Consider the following 24,307-nt stretch of genomic DNA (forward strand, 5'->3'; position numbering starts at 1 on the left):
TCGGGGCCGCAATACGCGGCCCCGTACTGATTTCAAAGGTTCAGGCTATCATAAGTTGTGCACTTAAATCTGATCACCTTTTGGCGTTTCTGGCTTCGGCAAAAATACCTCTTAATCAATGTCTAATTCGTCCTGACTAGCGTTTCGAAATCTGCATCGGGCGTATTTTGTTGAAAAACTCGCGCTTGATCGGAGCGTAAGTTGCTGATTCAATTTTCCATATCAGTTGGAGGGTTGAGCAATGATGGGACCGAGACAGGAAGCGCAAGCGGCCTTTTTCTACGAGTTCTCGCTTGAGGATCACGTCCCGCAAGACCACCTGCTTCGATCCATCGACCGGTTCGTCAACCTGAGAAGCATCCGTGCCCATCTTGCAGATTTCTACAGCCATACCGGGCGGGCGTCCGTCGATCCCGAGTTGCTGATCCGGATGCTGCTGGTGGGCTATTGCTTCGGCATCCGGTCCGAGCGGCGGCTCTGCGAAGAGGTTCATTTGAACCTCGCGTACCGGTGGTTTTGCCGCCTGGATCTGAGTGACCGGGTCCCGGACCATTCCACGTTCTCGAAGAACCGGCACGGTCGTTTCCGCGACAGCGAGTTGCTCCGCCACCTGTTCGAAACGACCGTTGCCCGCTGCATCGAAGAAGGCCTTGTCAGCGGTCAGCGTCTGGCCGTCGATGCGAGCTTGATCGAAGCCGATGCCAACAAACAGAACTCGACGCCGAAGGAAGAGTGGGACGCAGCGAGCATCGACCCGGCGGATGCACCCCGCGCGGTTCGCGAGTATCTCGACACACTGGACGAGGCCGCGTTCGGTGCCGCCAGCGAGGTCCAGCCCAAGTTCACGTCGCATTCCGACCCGGCCAGCCAATGGACCGCAGCCCGGAAAGGGCCTGCTTTCTTCAGCTATTCCGACAACTACCTGATCGACACGGATCATGGCGTGATTGTCGATGTGGAAGCCACAAGGTCGATCCGACAGGCCGAGGTTGGGTCAACCAAGACCATGCTGGAGCGGGTGAAGGCCAGATTCGATTTGCATCCCGAACGGCTGATCGCGGACACCGCCTATGGCTCAGGGCCGATGCTCGGCTAGCTCGTAGATCATAAGATCGCACCCCATATCCCGGTGATAGACAAGGCTGGTCGCAACGATGGGACATGGACGCGGTCGGACTTCGAGTGGGATGCCGAGAACGATCAATATATCTGTCCCGAGGGTCACGCCCTGAAGCAGTTCCGCCGCAACTACTCCGACCCGAACCGGGGGCCGACCGGCAAGGGCACAGCCCGATACCGCGCATTGAAGGACGTCTGCCAGGCGTGCCCATCCAAAGCCAAATGCTGCCCCAACGCCGAGGCGCGCAAGATCACCCGTGAAGAGCACGAAGATGCCAGAGACATTGCCCGTAACATCGCCAAGACCCGTCAATACGACGTCTCAATGAAGCTTCGGAAGAAGGTTGAGATGCTGTTTGCCCATCTGAAACGCATCCTCGGCTTGGGCCGTCTCCGATTACGTGGGCCGTGCGGTGCAAACGACGAATTCCTCCTCGCCGCCACCGCCCAAAACCTCCGCAAACTGGCGAAGATCTTTCCAGCACCGCAGCAAACGCGAAAAGCTTGATAGGACAGGCGTTCGCGCCGGATTTGGAATAGCTATTTCTGCGCTCGCAAACGTTAGTTTTTCCACAGAATCGGCGGGAACCGGACTTTCGCTGCGCCACACATAGTCGGCAACGATCCGCAGAAAACAGACGTAGTCATACGGAAATCCCTATACGTTCGAAGAACGCTCTATTGCGCGACTTGGCGGACTCGAGAACGTCTTTGAAAGACGAAACCTCGATAAAAATCGAATAGGACGAGTCCCACGAATAATAGGTGTTTGAACCCGCCTTTCGGTGGAAGTTCCCAAGAGCTTTCATCACGTCACGCAGCCTGGGCGTTACATCCGCGATGATGTGACACATGAACGGCGTAGTTTCTTCGATTGAGCGGATGGGTGTCCCGTCATACTTGATGGCCTCGCCAGACTTCCGCATGTCTTCAACATACTTTCGGACTTGCGTGATGGGGTTTTTCTCCAACGTGTAGTTGTCAATCTTCGGGCGCTTGAATTCCACGATAGTGATGGGGGACGATTTGTCTTCATTCTCAAAGCCAAGGCCAAGGTCGAAAATTGAAACGTCCGGCCTATCCTTCGGGTGAGCAGGATCGGACACCTGCTTTTCCATGCGGGTGTCAGAATTGAAATACGAGTAGAACGCCAGCCGGTCGTCAACGATCCACAAGTTGTGGTCGTCATAATCCAAATCCGAGGAAGTGGATCTCAGGGGGCAGATTATGTCGTGGAGAACGTCTTCATACTCGGATTCTTGGTCGGTATCGGGCTTAAATTTCAAGCTCTCTTCGAACACGTCGAGAACCAGCTTGCGCTTCATGACGTATTCGGCAAGTGACGACACGGACTCTTGCTTCAGCTCTGCTACATACTCTTTGGCCTTCGCCTCCACATCAGGCAGCTTCTTCTCAATTGACCGTTTGAAAGCGTTTTTGCGGCGCTCATACTGTCGCAGTGACTGACGGGACATTTCTACAAAGATGTCTTCTTTCCGGTTCGTGCCGTAATGAAGCGTCTCCGCGATTTCGACGTCATTTCCTTGAATGCTTAGGAAACGGGGGTGCTCGATGCGCAGAGCGGTGACAATGCCAGTCTGCTTCTCTCGTATCTCAGCGAGTTCGGGAGCGAGGAATTCCTTAACGCGCTCTTTCGCCTGATCGACGATGCTCTCAACTTCATCTTCTGACAACGAGAAGTCCGTTCTGGTATCATTCACAGAGTCATCAAGGGCCGAACTTTCGATATATCCAAGGAACGCGAATTTATTGTCGATAGCCTTGAGGCCTATCACCCCGTCCATGTCGAACCGCTTAACAGCACGTCCGTTCGCGCCCAGGTAAAGTGCGTTCGTGCTTCTTTCGTCGTCAGAGATTGCTTTGGGAAGCAGAAAGCAGTGGCAGACGAAATCTTCGGACGCACCAGAAACCGATACATTGAACCGATAGTCCTCATCGCGTTCAACTGAGTCTGAGAATGCGTCGAACAGGTCTATCTCGGCATCTACATCACAGACCGTAATTTTGGGATGACTGATGTTGATGAAGTAGCTGATAAAATGGGCCAAAAGCCGATTTGTGATCGTGCTTGCTTTCTTTGGTATGTGGAGAGCGTAGTCCCGTTTGTAGGGGGTCAATTGAATAATTGAACCTGCGGTGCTTCGATCCGCCGGAGAGAAAGTCAGGTTATCCGTTGGATTGGAAATTTTGAAATCAAACGAAACTGAACGCCCGCTGGACCCATCATCATAAACGCTCTTGATGCGCACCTCATCCAGCACCTTGAGCCAGACAAGGCGTCCTACGCCTTTTCCGCCAATCTTCTCCTTGGCACGTGAGTCCATTCGACGGAAGGACTGGAGGTTGCTTTCGTTGAATCCAATGCCGTTGTCAGAAACAGTGAAGCCTTCCATATCCCCAGATTCAGTGCGATGCAGTTCGATCGAAACTTCACCCTTGCTGAGATTGTCTTTGCCAAATCTGTCTTCGACGGCGTGAATGGAATTCATCACAGCTTCAAACAGCGGGAAAAGTGAGTTCTTGGCATTCGGAGAAAGAGATAAATTTCGAATGCGTCCTGCGGGGTCATTGTCCCAGCCTGTTTGAACTCGAACGTCCATACTATATGCTCCAATCTGCCCTTAGTGGCACTATGACTGCGTCGCTGGTTGGGCGCAATCCGCCCGTTTTTCTCGGCGCCGACCGGCAGGCCCATGTGCCAAACGTGCTGTCCGCCACTCTACTTCCTTCAGTGAGACTGCGGTGATCGTTCGGAGCACTTTCGTTGGCCGGGAAGCAGACGCCGGACCACACGAGATCGAATGGCAGCTTCTCTAATTGGGCGTTTGGGTCAAGCTCGTTTTCCTTCTTTCTTGTGGATCATTGTCACTCATCCGGGTCACGCTTCTCTTCGCAGTCTGGTTGATGCCATCGGGCATCGCTGCACGCATGTGTCAAATTGGCAGTGGAGAGCCTTGCTTTGGGACGCGCTTCTCGTTGCGCAGCAGCCATTTTCGGCTTCTTCCACAGACCTCGTCCGGTGAGGGACGATCCCGTTCGGCTTTGGAGGGTGGCGGATCAGATCATGCTGTGCCCTTCACCTCGGCCGGACGGAACTCGGTGCCATCTGCCCACATTCTATGCAGCAGGACGGCCAACTTTCTGGCCACCGCGACAACGGCGCGGCGGCGTCCTTTGGTTCGCACCAGTCGCATGCCCCAAGATTTGATCTGAGAGCCCGCCATCGTGCGCATCAGTAGGGCATTTGCAGCCGCATAAAGCGTCGCTCGGACATCCCGGTCTCCGGCTTTGGAAATTCTTCTGGGATTGTCATGCTCGCCAGATTGATAGCGCCTTGGTGTCAGCCCAATATGAGCAGCAACCGTGCGAGACCGTTTGAAGCGCGCAGGATCGTCAACGGCAGCCTTGAAGGTCAGCGCGGCAATCGGCCCGACACCCGGAACGGTCATCATCCGGAGGCAGACCTCATCCCGGGCGGCGGCACGTTTCACACGGCGGTCCAGTTCAAGAAAGTGCTGATACAAGACCAGTCGCGCATCGAGCAGCGGGATAATCGCATGCGCCAGGACCTCATCCATTTCAATCATCGGACGGACGAGGCCGTCAAAGCTGCCATGCTGCACTGTCTTGGGAAGACGGAGGCCGAAGATCTTCAGCAGCCCGCGCACTTCATTGGCGAGATCAATTGTCTTGTTGAGCAATGCTTTGCGGGTGCTGAGCAAGGCTCGCACACCATGCGCTTCCCGGCTCTTCATGTGGACCGGGCTGAACCAGCCGGTTCGCAGAACATGGGCAATCCCACGCGCGTCGTTCTTGTCGGTCTTGTTGCGCATCGCTGAAAGGACAGCGTTCACTTGGCGGGCTTCCATGCAGACGACATCAAAACCTTCACTGGTCAGACCATAAAAGAGATGCTGGCTCAGCGTGCCAGCCTCAAAACCAACGCGTTCTATCGGATGGCCTAAACTGTTCAAGTAATCGGCGATATCGCCGACTTCACAGGGCAGTTCCCTTTCGAGCATCACCTTGCCTTTGGCATCTACGACACAGATGGCACATGAGCGAAGTGACACATCCAAACCGGCAAAATCTTCCATCATTTATCTCCCTTTTTCACAGTCTGACTGTGATTTTAACGGGAGCTCGACCTCTGAATAGGGGCAGCCCAATTACGCATGCTCTGGGCCGGTCAGGTTCGCAATTCCTGCACATAAGTCACGTAAAAGCCTTTGACCATGCGGTGTTCTTGAAGTCGATCGCCAAGGTTGAACCCGTCGCGTTTCACCGGTGGCTGGAAAATGTCGAGTCCGCGGTCAAGCACAATCTTCCAGCCAGTATCCGTCACAATGTCCCGCGCATGGGCTGAACTGCTACCATCGAAAGCCCACGTGAATTCGACGCCTGTTCCTGTACAGGCTTCATGTGGTCGTAAAATGTTGATGGGGCAATCAGCAGGTGCTTGCAGATCGGCTCGACCCCAATATCCCTGTTCTCTTCGATGAAGGCGATCATGTCCTGGACCGGCGGTCGAGCTCCGCCTGGGCAAAATACGCGCTGGCCTTCTTGAGGATCTCGTTCGCTTGCCGAAGCTCCCGGACCTCGCGTTCCAGGTCCTTGATCCGGGCCCGTTCCTCTGACGTCACGCAATCTCGGCAGCCTGTGTCGGTTTCCTCCTGCTGAACCCAACGCCGCAATGTGTCGCGGCAGCAGCCGATCTTCGGCGCAATCGCCTTGATCGCTGCCGACTGACTCTCGTAGTTTCCCTGATTGTCGAGCACCATCCGCACAGCTCTCGCGCGTGTCTCAGGTGAATAGCGGTTCGCTCTGTTGTCTTTTTCCATGGCTCCAATCCTTCCTCGATTTGGAGCCTCCGGAAAACCCGGAGCAGTTCAACGCGCTTGAGCTGACCTCTCCGCCCCTCGGCACAACTTTGAGCTGGCTGATCAATCGGCGGCGAAGAGTCTGAACAAGCCATGCGACAAGATTGGAGCGCTATGGTCAAACATATTGACGAGATCTTGAGACAATAGCTTGGTGCGCATGTCGGCCGCCTGTTGCCGCGCTTCGGCTCGCCGTTTCTCTGCTGCTACTTGTCCTTCGAGCATCTGCTGTAAATCGGAATTCTGGGCCGCGCTTTTCCGCTGAGTAAGACGCTCCGCAGTCACAGCACTCCCCTTGACGAAGACTTCTGTATCTGCCGCCAAGATCGCTGAACGGGCCTGAAAATCTTTGATCACCCCCGCTCTCTTCTCCGCGAGCCTGTCCTTCTCTGACTTGTGGAATTTTCTGAAATGTTCAGAAAATACTTCGGTGGCTCGCTCGCATTTTGGCAATCGAGGAGATCTGGAGCCTGTTCTGGGTGTTCCTTTACCTGAGAGCAGATCTCTCAGACCATCTCGATCCACGTCTCTGGTTTCGCCGTCATCCTCGATCAAAGTTGCCTCTACATAGAGAGATGCGTCGAAACGAAGCCGGAGCCACCGGCGATCAGCCTCAAGACCAGCGAGCAGCCATTCGTCGATACGTCTCAAGCCGTCGACACGACCATGCTCCCATAGGTCATCTTCCAGCTCACGCAGGCGCGGGTCAGGCAGGTCTGATCCGGGGAGGAATGCCGCTACCGAGATCGCTACTGTGCAGCCTGCACAAGAGTCCCGTAGTGCTCCTTCCGGCAATTCTACTCCGATCGGGTGTTGCGGCGGAGTAGCGAAACGAGTTTGAGCGTCAGAACGTAGTTGGCCTATCAGATCATCATGCAGAGCATCCCCTGTGGAAAAGAAACGTGCTCTTCTTCCAACCTGATCTCCCTTCAGCATTACGTCCTTTTTCGGATCATTGAGACGAGAACGTGTAGTTCGTAGAATTTCCCCGTTTCTTTCATCCATGTCGCCCAAGACGATCGGGGGTTCCGTTCCGAATGGCGGGTATTTGAGCAATCGGACCTTTTCGTTGTCTGCGCTCGACAAGGGATGAACACGAAACGCGCCACAGTTCGACAAAAGATTTATGACAGCCACGGCATCCCTTTCACCAGCCCGGACGAAATCCAGCATTGCCTCGGGAGCCGCTTGAGGGAGTGCTTTCATTGAGAGGAGCTGCTTTGATTGCTCCACCCCTGAGCTCAGTTCCTCCAACAGCGCCAATTCGTCTTCGTGGTTTCCCGAGAGACCACCTGCCGCTCTCGCTACGGCATTTTCAAGACGCGAGATCGTTTCATCATCAAGATAGGGCAACGGAGCATCAAAAACGCCGAGACGATCCATGGCTTGCAAAACCCGGTGATCCGGTGACTGCTCCACCACCATTCGCCAGATCGTGATGTCCCCGATAGATTTCCCGTCCAGAGTCCTTTTGAACCCGCCTGGACGTAGTCGATCCAATCGGCCAATAAGTTGGTCGACCCTCGCAATGCTCCAAGGCAGATTGTAGAAAATCAGATCGTCAGCGAAATGATGCAGGTTCAACCCCGCTTCGACCACCTCTTCCAGAATAAGAATCCTTGCGCCGCTGTGGACCGCGCCAACGACGTCCACCATGCTCGTATGCTGGCCACCTCGCATCGTCGCGATCAGATCATCCTCTTCAAGTTCGGGGAACATTCGGGAAAGCCTTGTCTTCAGGCTGTCGACTGTCGGTGTATCCCCGGCAACAATAATGGCACGCCGGTCTGCATCCCTCTCCCAGATACTGAGCAGCGTATCGCATAGGTCCTCGAAGAGTGTGTCCCCATAGTCGGCCACCGAAGCGTCAACACACTCACGGGTGTCGTTTCCGAGCACCGAAAACGTGTCGTGTCTGAGAGCTCGAAGCATGGTTTCCCTTGCCCAGAACAGCTGTCTGGCTGGTTGCCAGGGGGCACCATCAACTTGCAGATTGCGCGACAGGTTTTCTCGTCCAAGGCGCTTGTTTGCCAAATCGACGCGCGCCATTTCAGCGTCGTTTGGTTTGGAAAGTATGGTCTTGATCCTGCGCTTGGGAGCGGTCTCCGGCCATGCTGCCCGTGTCTGGCGTAGGATGCGACGGTTCTTGGTTACCGCCCACATTGCGGCTTCAGCAGACAATTTATTGCTGGAGACCATCTCGTAGCAGTCGCGACCGAGCTCTTTCAGGACGTCGTCCAAATTCTGTCCGGATTGATTTGCAAGGTTCGCGCGATCCGTCTCAATCATTCCAAAAACCGCACGCGCCCAGTCGGGGCTACCCAGTCTTGGAGTTGCTGTCAGTAGAAGGACGTGTCTGAACCTGCTGCCATTCCGCCCGGAACGGCAGAGACCAGAGAGAAACCTCGCTTGTTCGAGGCTCAAAATGTGAGGCTCATCAACGATTAACATATCGTAGTTGGCAGGGTCTGGCACAACCGGTGTCGACCTGACCAGGTCACTCTTGATGATGTGGACGTATCCGCCACCGCCAATGATTTCGAGTTCTGTGTCTTCAGTCCACATTTCTGCGGAAATATGTCCGCGAACAGAGAGCTCGACCTGCCACTGATAGCTGATCCTTCGCGGTGCAACTATGGCAACCCGTAATGACGGATCCTCACGTTTCAGGACGTTCAACACCATGAGCGCCTGAACCGTTTTCCCCAACCCAACCTCATCTGCGATCAAATGCCTGATGTCCGGGGCATCAAGGACTGTCAGGACATTCTGTATCTGATGCTCATAAGGGTCGGCGGCAACTCCCAACGCTCCCAGCCTTTCCCACGACAAGGCATCCCGAACTCTTCGGAGAGCCAATGTGCTTACGAGAAAACCTGTATAATCATCCATCTCGCATGGCCCTTAATGAACTGCGCGGTATCGTAGCGCGGCGTATCTCACCGCCCGAGCTGTAAAACGGTCAGAAGCAAAACGCACCAATAGGTTCCGCCAGTCAGGGTTTTCAACCGTCTGAGACGGTCGAAGAAAAAGCGATAAGAGCGCTCTCAGGGCTTCGGGCGGAATGTGACGACCGGTCCGCTTCACATCCATGTGGCGGCTATTCAGTTCCGAAATGAGGTCATCGAAGCCGAGGTCCAGATACGGCAACTGAAGCAGCCCGATAGACCGAGTAATAGGCAATACCTTTCGAGCGAGCGGGCGCATAAGGTCGGCTTCCCGTGCATCCTTTACTGCCTTTTGCCACTGACCGTCCAAAACGATGCAATCACCGTCGACGGATGTGCCGTTGGCCTCTTTCAATTGAGACGCGAGATTCGTCCAAGCTTCGTTGACGGCATCATCCAATGCCGGCCACTCGTCTCCGTCCGGGATGACAAGCACCGACACCGATGGGAGCACTTTTCTGAACTCAATAAGGAGGAGCTTTGAAAGCACTCTCAACTGCTCTTCAGATAGCTCATCGAAGTTGTCGTTTCCGGCGGCAAGCTTTCGCTCCAGTGAGTAGCGAACCAGACTTTCATGAAAGCCTGAATTTGACAAATCCAACTTTCTTTCGACCGAAAGCCAGTCTTTACCGCATATTGCGTCTACAATTCCAGCTTCAACGGATGCACCAACCCGACGCCTTATGCCATCGGCTACCAGACTCGTGGAATTCCCGGACTGCCAGGCGACAAGTGCTTCCGATGCTGCGATCAAGCCGTCGGCGTTATCTACAGAGTTTCTGTTCTTTCGGATACGAAGCGAACTTGCAGCGCCGATGTCCGTCAGACTTAAATGCTCAGAGTTGACGAAGAACCGCCCCAGAGTCAGCTCTTGGTCGCCTTCGACGTCTGGCAGCAGGAGTTCCGCCAACAAATCGCAATTCTCACCTTCTGAAAGGGGCAAAACCGGGTTACCGCCGGCATCAAAGGTAATGCTTTTGATGCTCCGGCCGTCGTCAGAGATCCATGTTCTTTGGCTTTCATCAAAGACCCAGTCGAGATGTCGGGCCGGCAGCAAGCGAAAGGTTGACGCAAGGCCTTCGACCTTGGCCTCAATCGTCGCCGTTTTCCCGGAAAAGCTCCATCTTCGCGCAGTCTCTCGGATCTGGCTCATTGAATCGAGCGCGAAGCCGACAGCTCCTGGCAGAGTTTCAACGTAAATTTCGCTGCTGATGTGGTTCCCTTGGACATCCATCAGCGTCACATGAACGGTCGCTCCATCCAGTTTTGAAGGTGCCCTTACATCGAGTGAGCCCAGTCCAGCTCCCACGTCGTTCAAGGTAAGCTGTTCGGGCGAAACATCTATCCGAAGCGGCTCGAAGCTATTGACAGGCCTGAACGCCAGCTTCGCGACTTGCTTGCTACGACCGTCCGAGAAATGAAGGCTACACGGTTCGTCTTGTGTTTCTACGCGAACCCAATCGCCGATCGGTAAAGCACGCGCGGACAGAAAATCATCGGTGGTAGATCGGACCTCCAAATCCACAGATCCGAGTTGCGCCTTTACCCAAAGGCCATGTCCCTCAACTTGGGATATTTCTTCATCTGATTGAACAAGCGTAGCTCCACCGAAAAATTCGACGAGTTCTTTCTGCGCAATCAGTATCCCGTTTGCCGATAGCTTCGCGGCACCCTCCGATGAATTTGCCCTCATCCCAAAAAGCGAGGCGCCCCAGTCCTCCGGGTCTGCGTCGGCCAAGCGCAATTCGAAAAATGCAGCATCGTCTGAGAGCCGCGACCCCGAAAGGATCTGAGGTTGATAGCCATCGCTTTCCACATCGACGAACAGGAGGTTTTCTGAAGGCAAAACAAGGCTCGCTATCGTCTCGCTGATATCGGTTATTCCGTTGATGTCCGGAGCCGGCAATGCTCGCGGGCGGCCAAGGAATATCAATCCTCCGGAGAGGAACTCTCGAAACGGGACAGAACGTCCGGCCACGCTCAGGATTGCGTCCCTCGACTCGCCTCCGGTAAGTGTGTCGACGTGCGCAAGCTGCACCGCATCAAGTGAAGGCCCGCGAATAGCAAGTCCCACAGGCTCATCATCATGCATCAGCAATTGGTAAAGGGGCTTCGGAAACTTGCGCGGCGCGTGATCATTAGCTTGTGTCGCGGCACGCGCCGCCAGTGTCAGCCGCCGGACCTCTTGGTTTCCGCGGAGATCTTCCTCAAGCCGTTCCATGAAAGTCTGCTCAACCTGAAGGCCTTTCACGGATCCATCAGCGAGCGCTCTGACAATGGCAAGCGCGAGGTTTTCATCCCAGAGCCACGCTTCCAAGCGCTTTGAAGTCAGGCCGGCCGCAATTTCTCGCAATGCAGACACGAATGCTGCATTGAAAGCAACTGAGCTGCTGGCCCGAAGAGAACCCCTTACCAAGCGCGCAAGCGGACTATGGATCTCACGAGAAACCAACGCATTTCTGATAGGCCACGCGATGTGCCCAAAAGCTTCGGACCAACGATCATTGAGCGGAGTTGCGATGTTGTAATCCCTGCTCAGCAGCTTGAATACCGCCGTTATTTCTGGCCGCTCGGCGAGGCCAATTTCAGCCCCCAGTCCGCGCTCAGCAAACCCCCAGAATTCGGTCCCCGTGCCTCGATATTGATAACCGAACTCGGTCAAAGCCACGCCGAGTGAAAGTCGGTAAGGCAGCCAGGTTTCTGACCTGAAACCTACCGCGCTTCCTCGAGTTCCCACGGCACGAATGAGCTCGGCAATCTCGGCCGGCAAAAGCCCGTGCTCAATCAGGAAAACGTGCTCTTCGGCACGATCTCTTGAAAGGGCCTTAAAATGCTCGCTTAATCGTTCTTCAAATAAAGAAAGTCGTTCCATATACCGCCAACTCGGCCAAAAGCCGGTCTCCCCGGAGCGAACTGTCCTACAAGAACCACATGAAATTCAATCGAAAAAATCCTTGAAGGGCATCTGAATTGTTGAAACTGTGACGTTCGAATTAGGGGCAGTAAACCTTTGAAACTCAAATGACACCAAGACAGATTCTCGCTGATTTTCTGCGGCACGAGGTATTTTCACTTGGATCACTATCACGATCCAAATCCATCACGGTGCTTGCGGTCAAAGCGCAGACACTTGGCATCGAGAAAGACATTTCCCACACCTTGGCGATCGAAGTCCTCGATGACTTGGTTCTTGCCGGCGATATTGGTGCATGGACCTCCTTTGGAGAGCCGATGCTCCTCTTCCTTGATCGCCGAGCGACGGCGATTGATGAACAGAACACGGTAATTTTCGGGGGGGCGCCCGCGGATGGAGAACTTTTTGGACTTCTCCGCCGAATTGCAACGGATACTGTATTCGAGCAGGAAACGTCCGAGTTTTCGCCAAATCTCTCGGAAGTGGAAACACAGTCCATTGCGGCGCTGGTTAATGATGGCAAATGGTCGCCTTCAGTTTCACTGTCACCAGCCCTCAGAAAGGCTCTGCTGCATCTGGGCTGCGAGCCGGACGCTAAACTCTCGGCCCCTGCGGACGACATCCTGAAGGAGTGGTTACTAACGCTCACTCCAGCCTCCCAAAGCGGCGGCTTGGACGTCAGCCAGCAGATTGTTGTTTCTGAAGATCAGAATGCCCGACTTGTCGTCACTGCGGGACCTGGCTGCGGCAAGACACACACAGCAAGTGCGCGGGTCATTGAATTGGTCAAATCCGGCGTGAGCCCTGCAAGTATCCACCTAATTACTTTTACCCGTGTGGCTGCACAGGAGATCTCTGAAAGGGTCACATCTGCCCTTGCCGATCAGGTGTATGGCGCGGGAATACAAAGTTTCACGCTTGATTCTTTTGCATGGCATCTGATCGGTTCTATCGAAGATCAGGCCGCGTCGGGTGGTTTTGACCGGTCTATACGCCGAGCATCAGCTCTTCTGTCAGCCCGAGAACAGCGCTTGCTCGACTGGGTCGGACGTATTGGTCACCTGATCATTGACGAAGCTCAGGACGTTGTCGGCATCCGACAGGAACTCTGCACACAGCTGATTGCCGCGTTACCTGCATCAGTCGGGGTCACTGTATTCGGCGATTGGGCACAGGCCATTTACGGAGCTTGGTCTGACCAAAGCAAGAAAACCTCGTCATCCGCGAGCAATCTGCACTCACATCTTTCGGCGTCTGAGGACTGGAAAAAGCTTGAACTCAGCTTCAATCACCGCGCAGGGTCATCAAAACTAAAGGCGCTGGCCAGCAACGCGCGAGAAGCCCTCGGCGACACAGAATTGCCGAACAAAGAACGATACCTTTTGGTGCGCGAGATGCTTGAGAACGCGGCGTCGACGCAGGGCGCGGACTTGTTGGATCAGCGCATTCCGTGGAGTTTTGACAATCTGATACTGACCCGAAGTCGCATGGCGGCAGAAACGGCCTCGGCACGTTTGTCGCTGCGCGGCCGACCACACCGGCTGAAGTTGTCTGGCCATACTCAAGTAGTCGAGCCACTGATTGGTGCTATTTGTGCTGGAAAGACAGCCGGCGAACTGCTGACACAGAGCGATGTCGAGCAGCGAATGGAAGCGCTTTCTCCAGCACCCTTTGGATGGACGTCAGATGAAGCCTATGATCTTCTGAAGAGCGTGGCTGGGACGGGCAAAGCTGTCCCAAGACTGAGTGACATAGTCGCTAAGATCGAACAAAGTCCTATACTCATCGCTCATGACTACATCGGACAGTCAGGCCCTCTGATCGGCTCAGTCCATGGCGCGAAAGGCAAAGAAGCGGAAGACGTGTTCTTTCTGATGCCGCCCATCCCGGATCACGAAGACGTCGACTGGGACGAAGAAGCACGTGTCTTGTTCGTCGCCGGAAGTCGAGCATCCAAACGACTCCATCTCGGAAGAACGCGTCCGGTCTTCGGAAGCGTGAGGACAGACGGAAGCAGGTGGATTTCCGGGCGAGGCGGCGGACTGGCGCTTTCGGGGAATGATGGCCTATCGCCTCTGCCCGGCCGTGACGCGGTCGACGCTATATGGGAAGCAACTTTTGATCAGCCCCGCTGCACTTTCAGAAGGGAGAGTGTCGATTCTGAATGGCATTTGGTCCTCCAGAACGGAAAAGCTGTCGCGATAGCAATTGATCCACTCGCGGAGAACCTCAACTATCTGGCAGATGGCGCCCTCAGTCTTCCCCTTGGATCCCTGAGAATTGCGGGATCGTCCACCGTAGTAGCTACGCGGCGGGATGGAAAACCAATCGGAGTTTCGCTCCTGCCGGTTCTACAGGGCACCGCTAGAAGCGGCTCCCAATTCGATGAAAAGGGGAATGCATGACCATTGGTGAAAAGCAAATGGATGCACGCCAGCGTGTTGTGGATCGGCTGAAAGAAGACTTGGTGGGCCCGTATAGCAAAGATGAAATTCTTCGCGACAGCCCAGCCGAGGTTTATTTTTCAGGAATACTCTATGCGCAAAAGACCCCCGTTTCGAGCATCGAGCCTGACGACGACACGATAGTCAACGATGACGATGACGAAACATCAGACAAGACCCCACCAAACACGTTTCGACCAAGCTCCATGGGAGTTTCGTTTGCGGTTGCGCCAAAGGACGGCGACGAAACACTGATCAAGATTTCGGTTTCGGTTGGCACCTACCAAGCGAACGCGACGGAATCCCCGAGCAAGGAAAACCGCTTTAATTGGCATCGGCACCAAAAGCGGGAAACCTTCTCAGTCGAAGTGAACAATCATACTCCAAGTGAAATCAAGCCAATACCGCAGATACCCGGGCTGGGATATTGGTTGCGGAGCAAGAGGCATCAGGACCTCTTCCTCGTAACGGTCATGCTGGTGAACCAGCAGACGAATTCTAAGTCGGCGGACACAGTTGCGCGTGATACAGCAAACTTTTATCAGGTTGGTTTTGATGTAACGGCGGATCCTGATTTTGGTCTCATTGTGCCCAAACCGGCCGTTTTTTCAAAAAGCTCTGATCCTGAAATACAGTCGAATGCCATGCTCTATAGAGACGCCCCGGAATATGCGGTCGGGCACACCTGTTCCGTGAGCTGGAGTCAGGATCAGGACCGCGCGGTTACGCTGTCTTCAGAATGGGTGCCAACGGTAGAAGTTCCAATCGCGAGCGCAAGTGGCGATGAAGAGTTTTTCGGCAATCTCGTCGATCGAGGGGAAAATTCGGTCCTTGGATCGCAATGGCTGTCCGAAGCTGGCGGCTCTGAAATCACGGCCGGTCTCGCGGAATTTTGCCAATGCTACTCTGATTGGATCGTTTCGCAGGAATTAAGGATCGCCTCCTTACCCTCTGAACACCATGAAACCGCCCTAAGGCACTTAGATACCTGCCGGCAAGCATTGAACCGAATGTTGGAAGGTGCAAAACTACTGGCCAACGATCCTGAAGCCCTGTTGGCCTTCAGGCTCGCCAACCGAGCTATTTGGCTCCAGAACGAATGGAAACGTCGAGGCGACCCAGAAATCCAACCTCTTGTGTGGCGACCATTTCAGTTGGCGTTTGGCCTTCTGTGTCTGAAATCCACCAGCGACCCAACAGACACAGACCGCGCGGTTATGGACTTGCTTTGGTTCCCTACCGGCGGCGGCAAGACGGAGGCATACCTTCTCCTTGCAGCATACACTGTTTTCTTACGTAGGCTGAAAGCCCGCGGCGCCACAGACGGCGCCGGCGTAACGGCTTTTATGCGCTATACGCTCAGGCTGCTGACCGCCCAGCAATTTCAACGCGCGGCGTCCATGATCCTCGCATGCGACATGCTGCGCCGCGGGGATGAAAAATGTCCGGGCGTTCTACTTCCTGATCATTTCCAATCGGATGCTTCTATCTCTATCGGTCTTTGGGTTGGAAAGGACACCAGCCCGAATAAAGTGGAAAAGGTGGGCGAGGACGGTTCGCCTGCGCAGGTAGCGGATTGTCCCATCTGCGGCGTGGAACTCGATTGGTCTGTGGACGAAAACGGCGAAAGAGTTCTCGCAACTTGTACCGATGTGACCTGTTCAGCCAACGGGGACGCTGGGCACCTACCCTTTTGGACGGTTGATGAAGACGTCTACCGCGAACTTCCTTCACTGCTGATAGGCACGGCGGACAAGTTCGTCCAAATTGTCAGCAAACCAGAAACAGGCAGGCTTTTCGGATTAGCAGACGCCCACCTGAACCCACCAGATCTGATCATTCAGGACGAACTGCATCTAATCTCTGGGCCATTGGGGACTATGGCGGGGCTTTTGGAAACAGCCATCGACGCGCTTTGTTCTCACAAAGGACATAGGCCAAAAATCATCGGCTCCACGGCGACAATCCGGCGGGCAGACGATCAGATCCGATCACTCTTCAACCGGGAATCTTCTCAATTCCCCCCACCGGGCATTGACCAGTCGAATTCCGGGTTCGCATATACAAAAAAAGGCAGCCCGGGCCGTCTATATGTGGGGGTAACGTCTGCCGGGCGGACGGCCAGTTACATTTATCAGGCCATCTCTGCCTCTCTCTTTCAGGCGGCCTCAGATCTGAGCTTCGTCGGCGCTGACGCGGACAAGTATTGGACGCTGGTGGGCTATTTCAACTCGCTGCGGGAACTCGGCAGCGCGTCGATCATCATGCAGGACGACGTTACGCACAGCATTCAGCTGATTTCTGAGCGTCGAGCGGAAACAGAAAGAAAATTGCAGCCACCCGTAGAACTTACCAGCCGCGTCAAGTCAGACGAAATTAAGGACAAGCTGAAAGAGCTCGAACTGGACCGAAGCAGCGGCGCGGCAGCCGATATCGTATTGGCCTCGAACATGATCTCCGTCGGGATGGACATCAGGCGCCTCGGCCTGATGCTCGTCAACGGTCAACCGAAAACCATTGCCGAATACATCCAAGCAACGAGCCGCGTTGGACGCTCCAACGTGCCTGGTCTCGTGGTGACGCTCTACAACGCCAACAAGATGCGAGACCGAAGCCGATATGAGAACTTCCCAACCTGGCATGGGGCGCTTTATCGTGATGTCGAAGCAACCGGGGTGACACCATTCGCCCCAAGAGCGCGGGATAAGGCGTTACACGCGCCTTTCGTGGCTATGGTCCGACACCTCGTCCCGAAAATGCTTCACTCACCAAACGAGGCCATGAAGTATCGGGCACAGCTCGAAGATATGATCGATAGAATCTGTGCGCGCGTCTCAACCATCGACGAGCCCGAAGCGGCGGCAACGCGGAAAGAACTCATGGAGTTCCTTGAAAACTGGATTCGCCGGGGAAATCTGAAGAGATATTGGGACGACTGGTCAGACGCAGCGCTGTTGATCTCCGCTGAAAAAGCGGCAGAAAGCCAAGCCTCAAATTTCTCGAAAGGCCTCGCCAGAGCGACACCGAACACATTGCGGTCGGTGGAGGCCTCCACCAAATTTGTGGTTACAGAACGAGAAACTTGAGGGCCATGGCATGAAAGAAGTTGGAACCATTCGCAGGAGTCAGATCATCGGACCCTTTGGGCCCGGTTCAATTGTCGACTTCAGACTTCCGTCTGGGGCACTTCTTTCCGGCGTCATGCAGGGCCTCGAAGCCTGGGACGGCTACAGCGGTCCGAACAAAGGGCTGAATGACCCAAATCTGATCCGGGAGCCACGCCTCGAAGCCAAACTCGGGATCAAAGGGTTTCGCCCCCCATTGATTGGGCAATACACCTTCCAGAACGAAAAGCGTGATCGCGTCCTCCCGGTGCGTCGCTTCCCGGACTGGCAATCCTGCCCAGATTGCCACGTGATACAGAAATCAGGAATGTGGGCACCGTCGCGCGGTGGAGACAGTCTTCACTGCGGCCATTGCGCGGGCCGACCCGCGGTTGTGCCCGTGCGTTTTGTCTCGATCTGTGAACACGGCCACCTCAATGACTTTCCGTGGGATAAATGGATCAACCACAAACACGACTGCAAACAACCACTCTTGCAGCTGATTACCGTTGGCGCCGGGATCAATGGACTACGGCTCAAATGCAAAGGGTGCTCTGAAACGAGATCGATCGCCGAAGCCTTCTCTCCAAACGGCATACCAGGACACGCGTGCAGAGGGGGCCGCCCTTGGCTCGGCGACTACGAGACGGGTTGCAAAGCACCTGCAAGGATGACGCAAAGAGGCGCGAGCAACATCTATTTCTCAGTAGTCGAGAGCGCGATCACGTTGCCGGATTGGCGAGCTCATTTCTACGACCGACTGGGCGCAAACCTCAGCACGATGGAAAGCATCGACCATGACCATAATTTGCTGCTTGCCATTATTCAGAATTTGGTTTTGCCAAGCTGGGATGGCAGTGAATGCGCTGACGAAATTTGTGATTTGTATCTCAAAGCCAAGAACAAAGACGCTGATGATGCTACAGCTGACCTTAAGATGGCCGAGTTTCAAATGCTTACGAAGGACACACGCGGAATTGAGTTCGGAAAGAAGGACCTTCTCAACGCGGCTCAGGAAATTCCCGAAACTCTGCGTGGGCTCGTGTCCTTTATCTCGAGTGTCGAACGCCTACGCGAGGTCCGCGCGTTAACTGGCTTCACTCGCCTCAAAGCGTCAGTCGCAGGAAAGCCGGAGCCTTTGCCTCTTTCGAAAAGCTCGAAAGATTGGCTACCCGGAATAGAAGTGAACGGTGAAGGTATCTTCGTCGCACTGGATCAGTCGGCAATACAATCTTGGGAGACATCTCCCGCCGTAGAAACGCATGTCGGCCACCTTCAATCGCAGTGGATGGAAGCCAAACTTGCGGCAGGAGAGAACCCGACAAGCCTGCCAGAGGGACTGAGTGCCCGCTACATACTGATACACACTCTTGCGCATGCACTCATTGCTGAACTTTCGTTGGAAAGTGGATACTCGTCGACATCACTCCGGGAACGGCTTTACGTCGGCTCCGACATGGCTGGCCTATTGATCTACACATCCACGTCCGATGCTGACGGCACGATGGGTGGGCTATCACGACAGGCTGCCCCATCGCGATTTGAGCATAGTTTCTTGCGGGCCGTGAGCTCTCAGGAACTTTGCTCAGCAGACCCGCTTTGTAGCGGCGGTCTCGCGAGCGACGGAGCGTCCGGCAATCACGCCGCCTGTCACAGCTGCGTTTTCCTGCCCGAGACAAGCTGTGAGAGCTTCAACTCTTTTCTTGACCGAACCCTGCTCTGTGCAAGCGACTTTGCCTTTTTTCGAAACTTATCCGAGGCCAATCCTCGAAAAGAAACGGTGCCACTTTCTGCGAAAAGTTCGACTGTTTCCATTCCAACACAAGCCAATCGCGCTGGAGCTGCAAGGGAATTGCAGGTTCCCGCTTTCAAAGACGAACTGGGAATTATTGAGTTCGGCAACACGCTCCGTTCTGATGGTCCCATTAAATTGGACTTCAGCAGTATTGGGTTTGCGACGCCTTCCGGAATGCTATTGCTATCCAGACATATCCGCAGTGCCGTGGATCGGGGGATTGTAACAGGCCACATAGGCACAGAACCAAACGACTATGCCGCGAACGTCGGTTTCTTCAAGCACTGTGGGATCGAGGTGCCCCGCCGACAAGCGTCCGGCGGAGAGAACTATCTACCACTCCAAGCGGTTGATCTGGGCAAATGGCGTAGTGATGCCAAAAAAAGCTCCTTGAGCTTTGGCGAGTTGGCTAATCAAAGAGTTGGCAGAATGGCGCGACTGATCGCGCGTGACACGAGGGGAAACCTTTTCGACCTGATGAAGTATTGCCTTCGCGAGATCGTCAGGAATGCCTTGGAACACGGCGACGGGGACACGATGTGGATTACCGGTCAATACTGGCCCGCGCGAGACACGGTCGAGCTCTCGATTTTCGACAATGGCATCGGCATCCTGAGATCTTTGCAACGAAACGAGAAATTCTCAAACATTGGAGACGACTTGAAGGCCCTCCGCCTCGCAGTTCTGCCAAGCACATCTGGCGTTCACAAACAAGAAAGCTCAAATGCAGCCGGCCCAGAAACGACAGATGACACATGGAACAACTCCGGGTTCGGTCTTTATGTCACCAGTCAGCTCGCCAGAAGAAAAGGTCATTTCGTGATCGGCTCTGGCTCGAAGTTTCTGCGGATCGGGTCGCACAGATACGAGAAAGGAGATTTCTCTTTGTCGGGCACTTACGTGTCCATGAATTTCTCTGTGGCGGAACTTCAAAGAGCGGCGGCTGAGGTTGGCACGATCGTCAAGAAAGGCGAAAGTATTGCTCAACGCTATGTATCCAAAGATGCCGATGCCTTCGCATCAGCCGCATCCAAAGAGATCTTTCAATGATCTGTAGCGGCGTCTTCCGCAGCCCACTGAGAACGCCGAAGCCACAAAATATTAGCCGACGGTTTCACAGCGTCACCGTCTCGAAATGGCCATAGAGACCCGCCAGATCCCTATGGTTGACCCGGAATTGATTTCGCTTCTTAATCTTTCCGTTCTCGACCTTAACCGCTGGATCGAGATACGCTTTCCCTTCATGGATAAGCCTCATGAACTTGAAGAAGTCAGTTCCGGTCCCAAACTGCACTCGATCCGCATATCGGTAACTCTTGGGTTTGCCGCTGGATTCTGACGGAACATATGCCGCTTGGGCATGTTTTCTGTTCCAATGGTTCAGCAAATTGGCGAATTCCCAGCCGGCAGCGACATCGTCATCTCCGTTTACGAGCAGGACTTTACCACCAAGATCATCGATCTTTCCATTTGCCGCATCGTAACCTTCAAGTACCATCCGAACGCCCGTTCGGGCGCTTGCAGGCGCAAGGTTTCGATAGATGCCCCCGAAATTTCTTCTGTTCGGACGGCCTTTCGTATCATCGTAGCCGTAGGAAGCCATAAATCCGTGAAAATCGTCGGAGTAGCGGCCAACCGTCGGCTCCGGCGTCATCAGGGTCACCGGCGATGTCGCCCGCAGCGAAGCAAAATCACGAACTGCGTATTGCTTCAGCTCCCATCCCAGGAAATCCGGCTCGGCCACTCCATTAGGAATTATTCCCAATTCAGCTTCTAAGGTATATCCACCGCCATTCGGGGCGGCATACGGCCTGACTTCACCATCGGAGTGCATGCGTTGCCCAGCGATCCACCCCTTCTGATGAATTCTTTTTAGTTCAGACAGCAGCTCAGATTTCGGATCTCTGCCAGATGCAGAGATGAGTTTGGTGAGGTTCAGGAAAACGCCAATTTCGGGGAGGTCACCGATTGTGTCGAGTTCCCTGACGACGCCGCTTTGCACTGCGGAAACATACCCAAGTATCAATCCGGATGGGACTACGCCGAAAAAAAGAACCCTTCCGGGATCCCGGCTGGTCATGAGATCATTTGGCGCATGAGCAGCTCCTCGAAGGAACCCGGACATCCGGACTTCGGGATATTTTGGATAGAGTATCAACTGCGCATCGGGAGCCCGTGAAGAACCTTCGGCATGAATCCATTCGAATTTCACGGAAGCCTTATCTCGTCGGCGGACTGATCCGGCTCTTTGCTCGAAATCTGTTTCGACCTCACCATGGGGCAGCACGTTCAGAGCTTCGAAGCCACCGCCGAGATAAACTTGATTTTTTGAGTTGTCATTCGGAGCAAGCCGCTTCGCATAAAAACGGGTCACCCCGTATGCTCGCATCACGTCGACCAGCTCTTTCAACGATGCAAATGAGTGTCCCATCCTCGAATCTCTTCAAACTCAATATCTGACGTCAGCCATTTCTCAAGCTGATCGAATAAATGGGAAATATCCAGCCTGCCAGGACCTCGAAGCGCGCATTCTCAGACGATAGCAGTGCGCCAGCCCAAGTCCAGCTGTTCATTGAGGTTGCGCCGGTCCCGATCCACATTTGCCCAGATCTTCTTCTGCCAGAATTCTCTGCGCGTTTCCGGAAGCCTGAAAAGGCTGCAATCGTGCCCGTGGAAAAAGCAACTTCTTACATCAATGATCGCTCGGTAGCGCTTGAGAACGATATCTGGTGTTCCTGGCAACGCACGATCGTGCAGACGGTATCTGAAACCGAGGTGATGGAGGCCTTTTCGAACGATTATCTCCGGCTTCGTGTTCCTCGCCTTTATCGCCGCCATGTTGCGGCTTCGCGTCTGAGTGTCGTGAACGTCAGGCAGGAACGGCCTCTTTCATCGGCGCATCGAGAAGCAAAGCGATATGGGGGGCCATCAGCTGGGCAACGGCTTCAAAAACCGGGACTGCGACACTATTCCCAAACTGACGGTATGCCTGTGTATCGGATACAGGAATTTTGAAGGTGTCAGGGTAGCCCATGAGGCGAGCACATTCGCGAGGTGTCAGTCTCCTCGGGTTCTCGCCCACCCCTCTTTCGATTAGGATTTCGGACCCATCCTTATGATAACGAGCCGACAGAGTTCGCGACACATCATTAGGACCGACGACAGAGCAACCAAATCCATTCCCTGCCGCCTTGTGTTTTGCCGCATAGGCTTGGAGGTAGCCCCAGAGATGGTCACTCAGGACATACTTAGGGTTCACAGCCGCCTCTGAGCCTTCCGTGAAGTGCCCTTCCGGCTTCTCGCTGCCGTCTTCAGGATGCAAGATGTCGCCGAGTCTGACCCGCCCCTTTTCCGGCAGAACCAGATCATCAAATCGGAAGGCAGTCTCTTCGCGGAATCCTACGATAACAATCCGCTCGCGGTGCTGCGGCACAAAGTGCTGCGCATCGATCACCCGAGTGTCCACAGAATAGCCAAGTTCCTTAAGCGCACCCATGATCACTTCAAAAGTCTTGCCTTTGTCATGACTCTTGAGGTTCTTGACGTTCTCAAGCAGAAACGCTTTCGGTCGGTGATGTTCCAGCACTCTGACCACATCGAAGAACAGCGTGCCTTGTGTCTCACATGCAAAGCCATGCTGCCGCCCCAGCGAGTTCTTCTTACTGACCCCGGCAAGAGAAAACGGCTGACACGGGAACCCCGCCACGAGCACGTTATGCGGCGGAATGTCAGCTGCATCAACGTCCCGAATGTCGCCCGCAATCGGGCGATTGTCGCGAAAGTTTGCCTCATAGGTCTGCCGTGCAAACTTGTCCCACTCAGACGTAAAGACGCAATGACCGCCAATGCTCTCCATTGCGATCCGAAGACCGCCGATTCCCGCAAACAGATCAATGAACGTAAAGCCCTGGTTCATGCGTCAGTACCTTTCTATTTTCACCATATCTCGCTCTTCGCGCCAGGTCCAGGTCATCTTCACCTGCGCCTCGCACACCGCGCGGGCTGCCTCGTCGATAAGGAAGGTGCGGTCCTCTTCCGAAAGGGTGAGCAGGCGGCTGGAGATTTCCCGCAGAGTTCGACGGTTTGATGCAGATTTAGGAAGCGCGGTGGCGCCCTCATCAATGGCACGCTGTATTGTGCTCTCCCACCGCTCGCCAGGAACATGAACACGCGCGACCTCAACACTTTCGTTAACAAAAAGCCCACCGGTGCTGAACGACATCTTATATTCTTGTTCGGCAGGGTTGGTAACGTCGTAGCCACTCGCTGTTCTGGTCGTTTCTCGCTTTCGTTGCAAAGGCGATACGGGTTTCTCTCGTGTGCCGGAAAAGTGATGCAATGTCGATACCTTAACCCAGTCCCCTGTTGAGCAACAGACAGACGTAGACCTCAAACGCAGAGGCTTGGTTGGGCCGTGCGGCGGGATCAGAAATGTCTCAGTGTGTCTCTTATTATGGGGTTACTGTTCGGTAGGTTTGCCGGTCGATATAGGAAAATCAGTCTCGGCCGAATCTTCCTGTCGTGTTTCGGATTGGGGACTCAAAGACGCTGTGTCGTCCGTTCTGTCGAATCGATTTCGCCCTGTGCGGTAGGCTTCGAACCTCCATCACATTTTTCAAAACCATCGAGCGTGTGTCATTTTCGCCACTCTATTATCCGAGTGTATAGGCGAATTCGGCGACGCTGTAGAAGCGTAAGATCTTGCGCAGTTTTCTCCTTCGTTGCCCGATCAGCGCGCAAGGGGATAAAATATATACAAAACATACACTTACAGATTCCAAGGCTACCTCTGGTATCGATTGCACCAGCTCGGAAATAATTTTCGCGAAAAAATTTTGGGCGAAATCAGCAGTTGCCCGAGGTGGCGTGCTGGGTACTTTGACGCTCGAAACGAGGCCCGGCACGGCGGATTTCTCAGGCCAACTCCACCGGGTCGTTTCGCCGAAAACGCAACCAGCCAATGTCCTGGCTGTCCAGCCCAAGAGACCGGGCAAGGGCGCAGGCAACGCGATTGAACGAGAATGGAGGAAGAAGTGAATGCTAGGAGCTGACTACCCAGTCTAAACAATCGGATCTTTGGAT

Annotated in this window: 13 protein-coding genes, 2 pseudogenes and 1 other annotated feature; of the genes and pseudogenes, 5 read left to right on the forward strand and 10 right to left on the reverse strand. The window is 54.4% G+C overall.

Features of this window, described 5'->3' with window-relative positions:
- Window positions 1–241: 241 nt before the first annotated feature.
- Window positions 242–1,627: pseudogene (locus FDP25_RS05795) on the forward strand (IS1182 family transposase).
- Window positions 1,628–1,763: 136 nt separating this feature from the next.
- Here FDP25_RS05795 and FDP25_RS05800 read toward each other — a convergent pair.
- From FDP25_RS05800 to FDP25_RS05825, 6 genes and pseudogenes are all read right to left on the reverse strand, one after another.
- Entirely contained in the window at window positions 1,764–3,740 is a 1,977-nt protein-coding gene (locus FDP25_RS05800; RefSeq protein ID WP_154149805.1) for an ATP-binding protein, read from the reverse strand.
- A 462-nt stretch (window positions 3,741–4,202) separates the two neighbouring features.
- Window positions 4,203–5,237 carry an IS110 family RNA-guided transposase gene (locus tag FDP25_RS05805; protein ID WP_154149807.1) on the reverse strand — a complete coding sequence of 345 codons (1,035 nt, stop codon included), beginning with the start codon at window positions 5,235–5,237 and terminating at the stop codon, window positions 4,203–4,205.
- Between the two features lie 92 nt (window positions 5,238–5,329).
- Window positions 5,330–5,605: an MIT C-terminal domain-containing protein gene (locus FDP25_RS05810; protein ID WP_246175878.1), complete on the reverse strand. Its 276-nt coding sequence runs from the start codon at window positions 5,603–5,605 to the stop codon at window positions 5,330–5,332.
- Window positions 5,560–5,981: pseudogene (locus tag FDP25_RS05815) on the reverse strand (transposase); the annotation flags it as partial. The gene FDP25_RS05810 and the pseudogene FDP25_RS05815, both read right to left, overlap by 46 nt.
- Window positions 5,581–5,694 (reverse strand) — a sequence feature (AL1L pseudoknot). It overlaps the preceding pseudogene by 114 nt.
- Before the next feature lie 102 nt (window positions 5,982–6,083).
- Window positions 6,084–8,912 carry an SNF2-related protein gene (locus FDP25_RS05820; RefSeq protein WP_154149809.1) on the reverse strand — a complete coding sequence of 943 codons (2,829 nt, stop codon included), beginning with the start codon at window positions 8,910–8,912 and terminating at the stop codon, window positions 6,084–6,086.
- A 12-nt stretch (window positions 8,913–8,924) separates the two neighbouring features.
- Window positions 8,925–11,840, reverse strand: coding sequence for a hypothetical protein (locus FDP25_RS05825; RefSeq protein WP_154149811.1), 2,916 nt, complete (start codon window positions 11,838–11,840; stop codon window positions 8,925–8,927).
- Window positions 11,841–11,989: 149 nt separating this feature from the next.
- On the opposite strand from FDP25_RS05825, the gene FDP25_RS05830 reads away from it, so the two are divergent.
- Genes FDP25_RS05830 through drmB form a run of 3 tightly spaced genes read left to right on the forward strand, consistent with a single transcriptional unit; the run spans window position 11,990 to window position 20,275 of the window.
- Complete coding sequence (locus FDP25_RS05830; RefSeq protein WP_154149813.1) at window positions 11,990–14,287, forward strand: UvrD-helicase domain-containing protein; 2,298 nt, start codon at window positions 11,990–11,992, stop codon at window positions 14,285–14,287.
- Entirely contained in the window at window positions 14,284–17,412 is a 3,129-nt protein-coding gene (locus FDP25_RS05835) for a DEAD/DEAH box helicase (RefSeq protein WP_246175773.1), read from the forward strand. Before FDP25_RS05830 ends, FDP25_RS05835 begins: the two co-directional genes overlap by 4 nt.
- A gap of 10 nt (window positions 17,413–17,422) precedes the next feature.
- Window positions 17,423–20,275 (forward strand): DrmB family protein, encoded by a 2,853-nt coding sequence (drmB, locus tag FDP25_RS05840; protein WP_154149815.1) that lies wholly within the window; start codon window positions 17,423–17,425, stop codon window positions 20,273–20,275.
- A gap of 64 nt (window positions 20,276–20,339) precedes the next feature.
- Here the strand turns inward: drmB and FDP25_RS05845 are convergent, their stop codons facing one another.
- The 4 genes from FDP25_RS05845 to FDP25_RS05860 all read right to left on the reverse strand — a co-directional run bounded on the left by FDP25_RS05845 (window position 20,340) and on the right by FDP25_RS05860 (window position 23,447).
- Window positions 20,340–21,635, reverse strand: coding sequence for an MvaI/BcnI family restriction endonuclease (locus tag FDP25_RS05845; RefSeq protein WP_218939968.1), 1,296 nt, complete (start codon window positions 21,633–21,635; stop codon window positions 20,340–20,342).
- Between the two features lie 122 nt (window positions 21,636–21,757).
- Window positions 21,758–22,102, reverse strand: coding sequence for a very short patch repair endonuclease (locus tag FDP25_RS05850; RefSeq protein ID WP_154149820.1), 345 nt, complete (start codon window positions 22,100–22,102; stop codon window positions 21,758–21,760).
- Window positions 22,095–23,141 (reverse strand): DNA (cytosine-5-)-methyltransferase, encoded by a 1,047-nt coding sequence (gene dcm, locus FDP25_RS05855; RefSeq protein WP_154149822.1) that lies wholly within the window; start codon window positions 23,139–23,141, stop codon window positions 22,095–22,097. The genes FDP25_RS05850 and dcm overlap by 8 nt, the downstream gene beginning before the upstream one ends.
- A 3-nt stretch (window positions 23,142–23,144) precedes the next feature.
- Window positions 23,145–23,447: a BrxA family protein gene (locus tag FDP25_RS05860; protein WP_154149824.1), complete on the reverse strand. Its 303-nt coding sequence runs from the start codon at window positions 23,445–23,447 to the stop codon at window positions 23,145–23,147.
- 479 nt (window positions 23,448–23,926) lie between these two features.
- Between FDP25_RS05860 and FDP25_RS17040 the strand changes: the two genes are divergently transcribed.
- Window positions 23,927–24,262 carry a hypothetical protein gene (locus tag FDP25_RS17040; protein ID WP_172982755.1) on the forward strand — a complete coding sequence of 112 codons (336 nt, stop codon included), beginning with the start codon at window positions 23,927–23,929 and terminating at the stop codon, window positions 24,260–24,262.
- Window positions 24,263–24,307 lie beyond the last annotated feature (45 nt).

Origin of the sequence: Roseovarius bejariae (assembly GCF_009669325.1) — a bacterium.
Lineage (GTDB): Bacteria > Pseudomonadota > Alphaproteobacteria > Rhodobacterales > Rhodobacteraceae > Roseovarius > Roseovarius bejariae.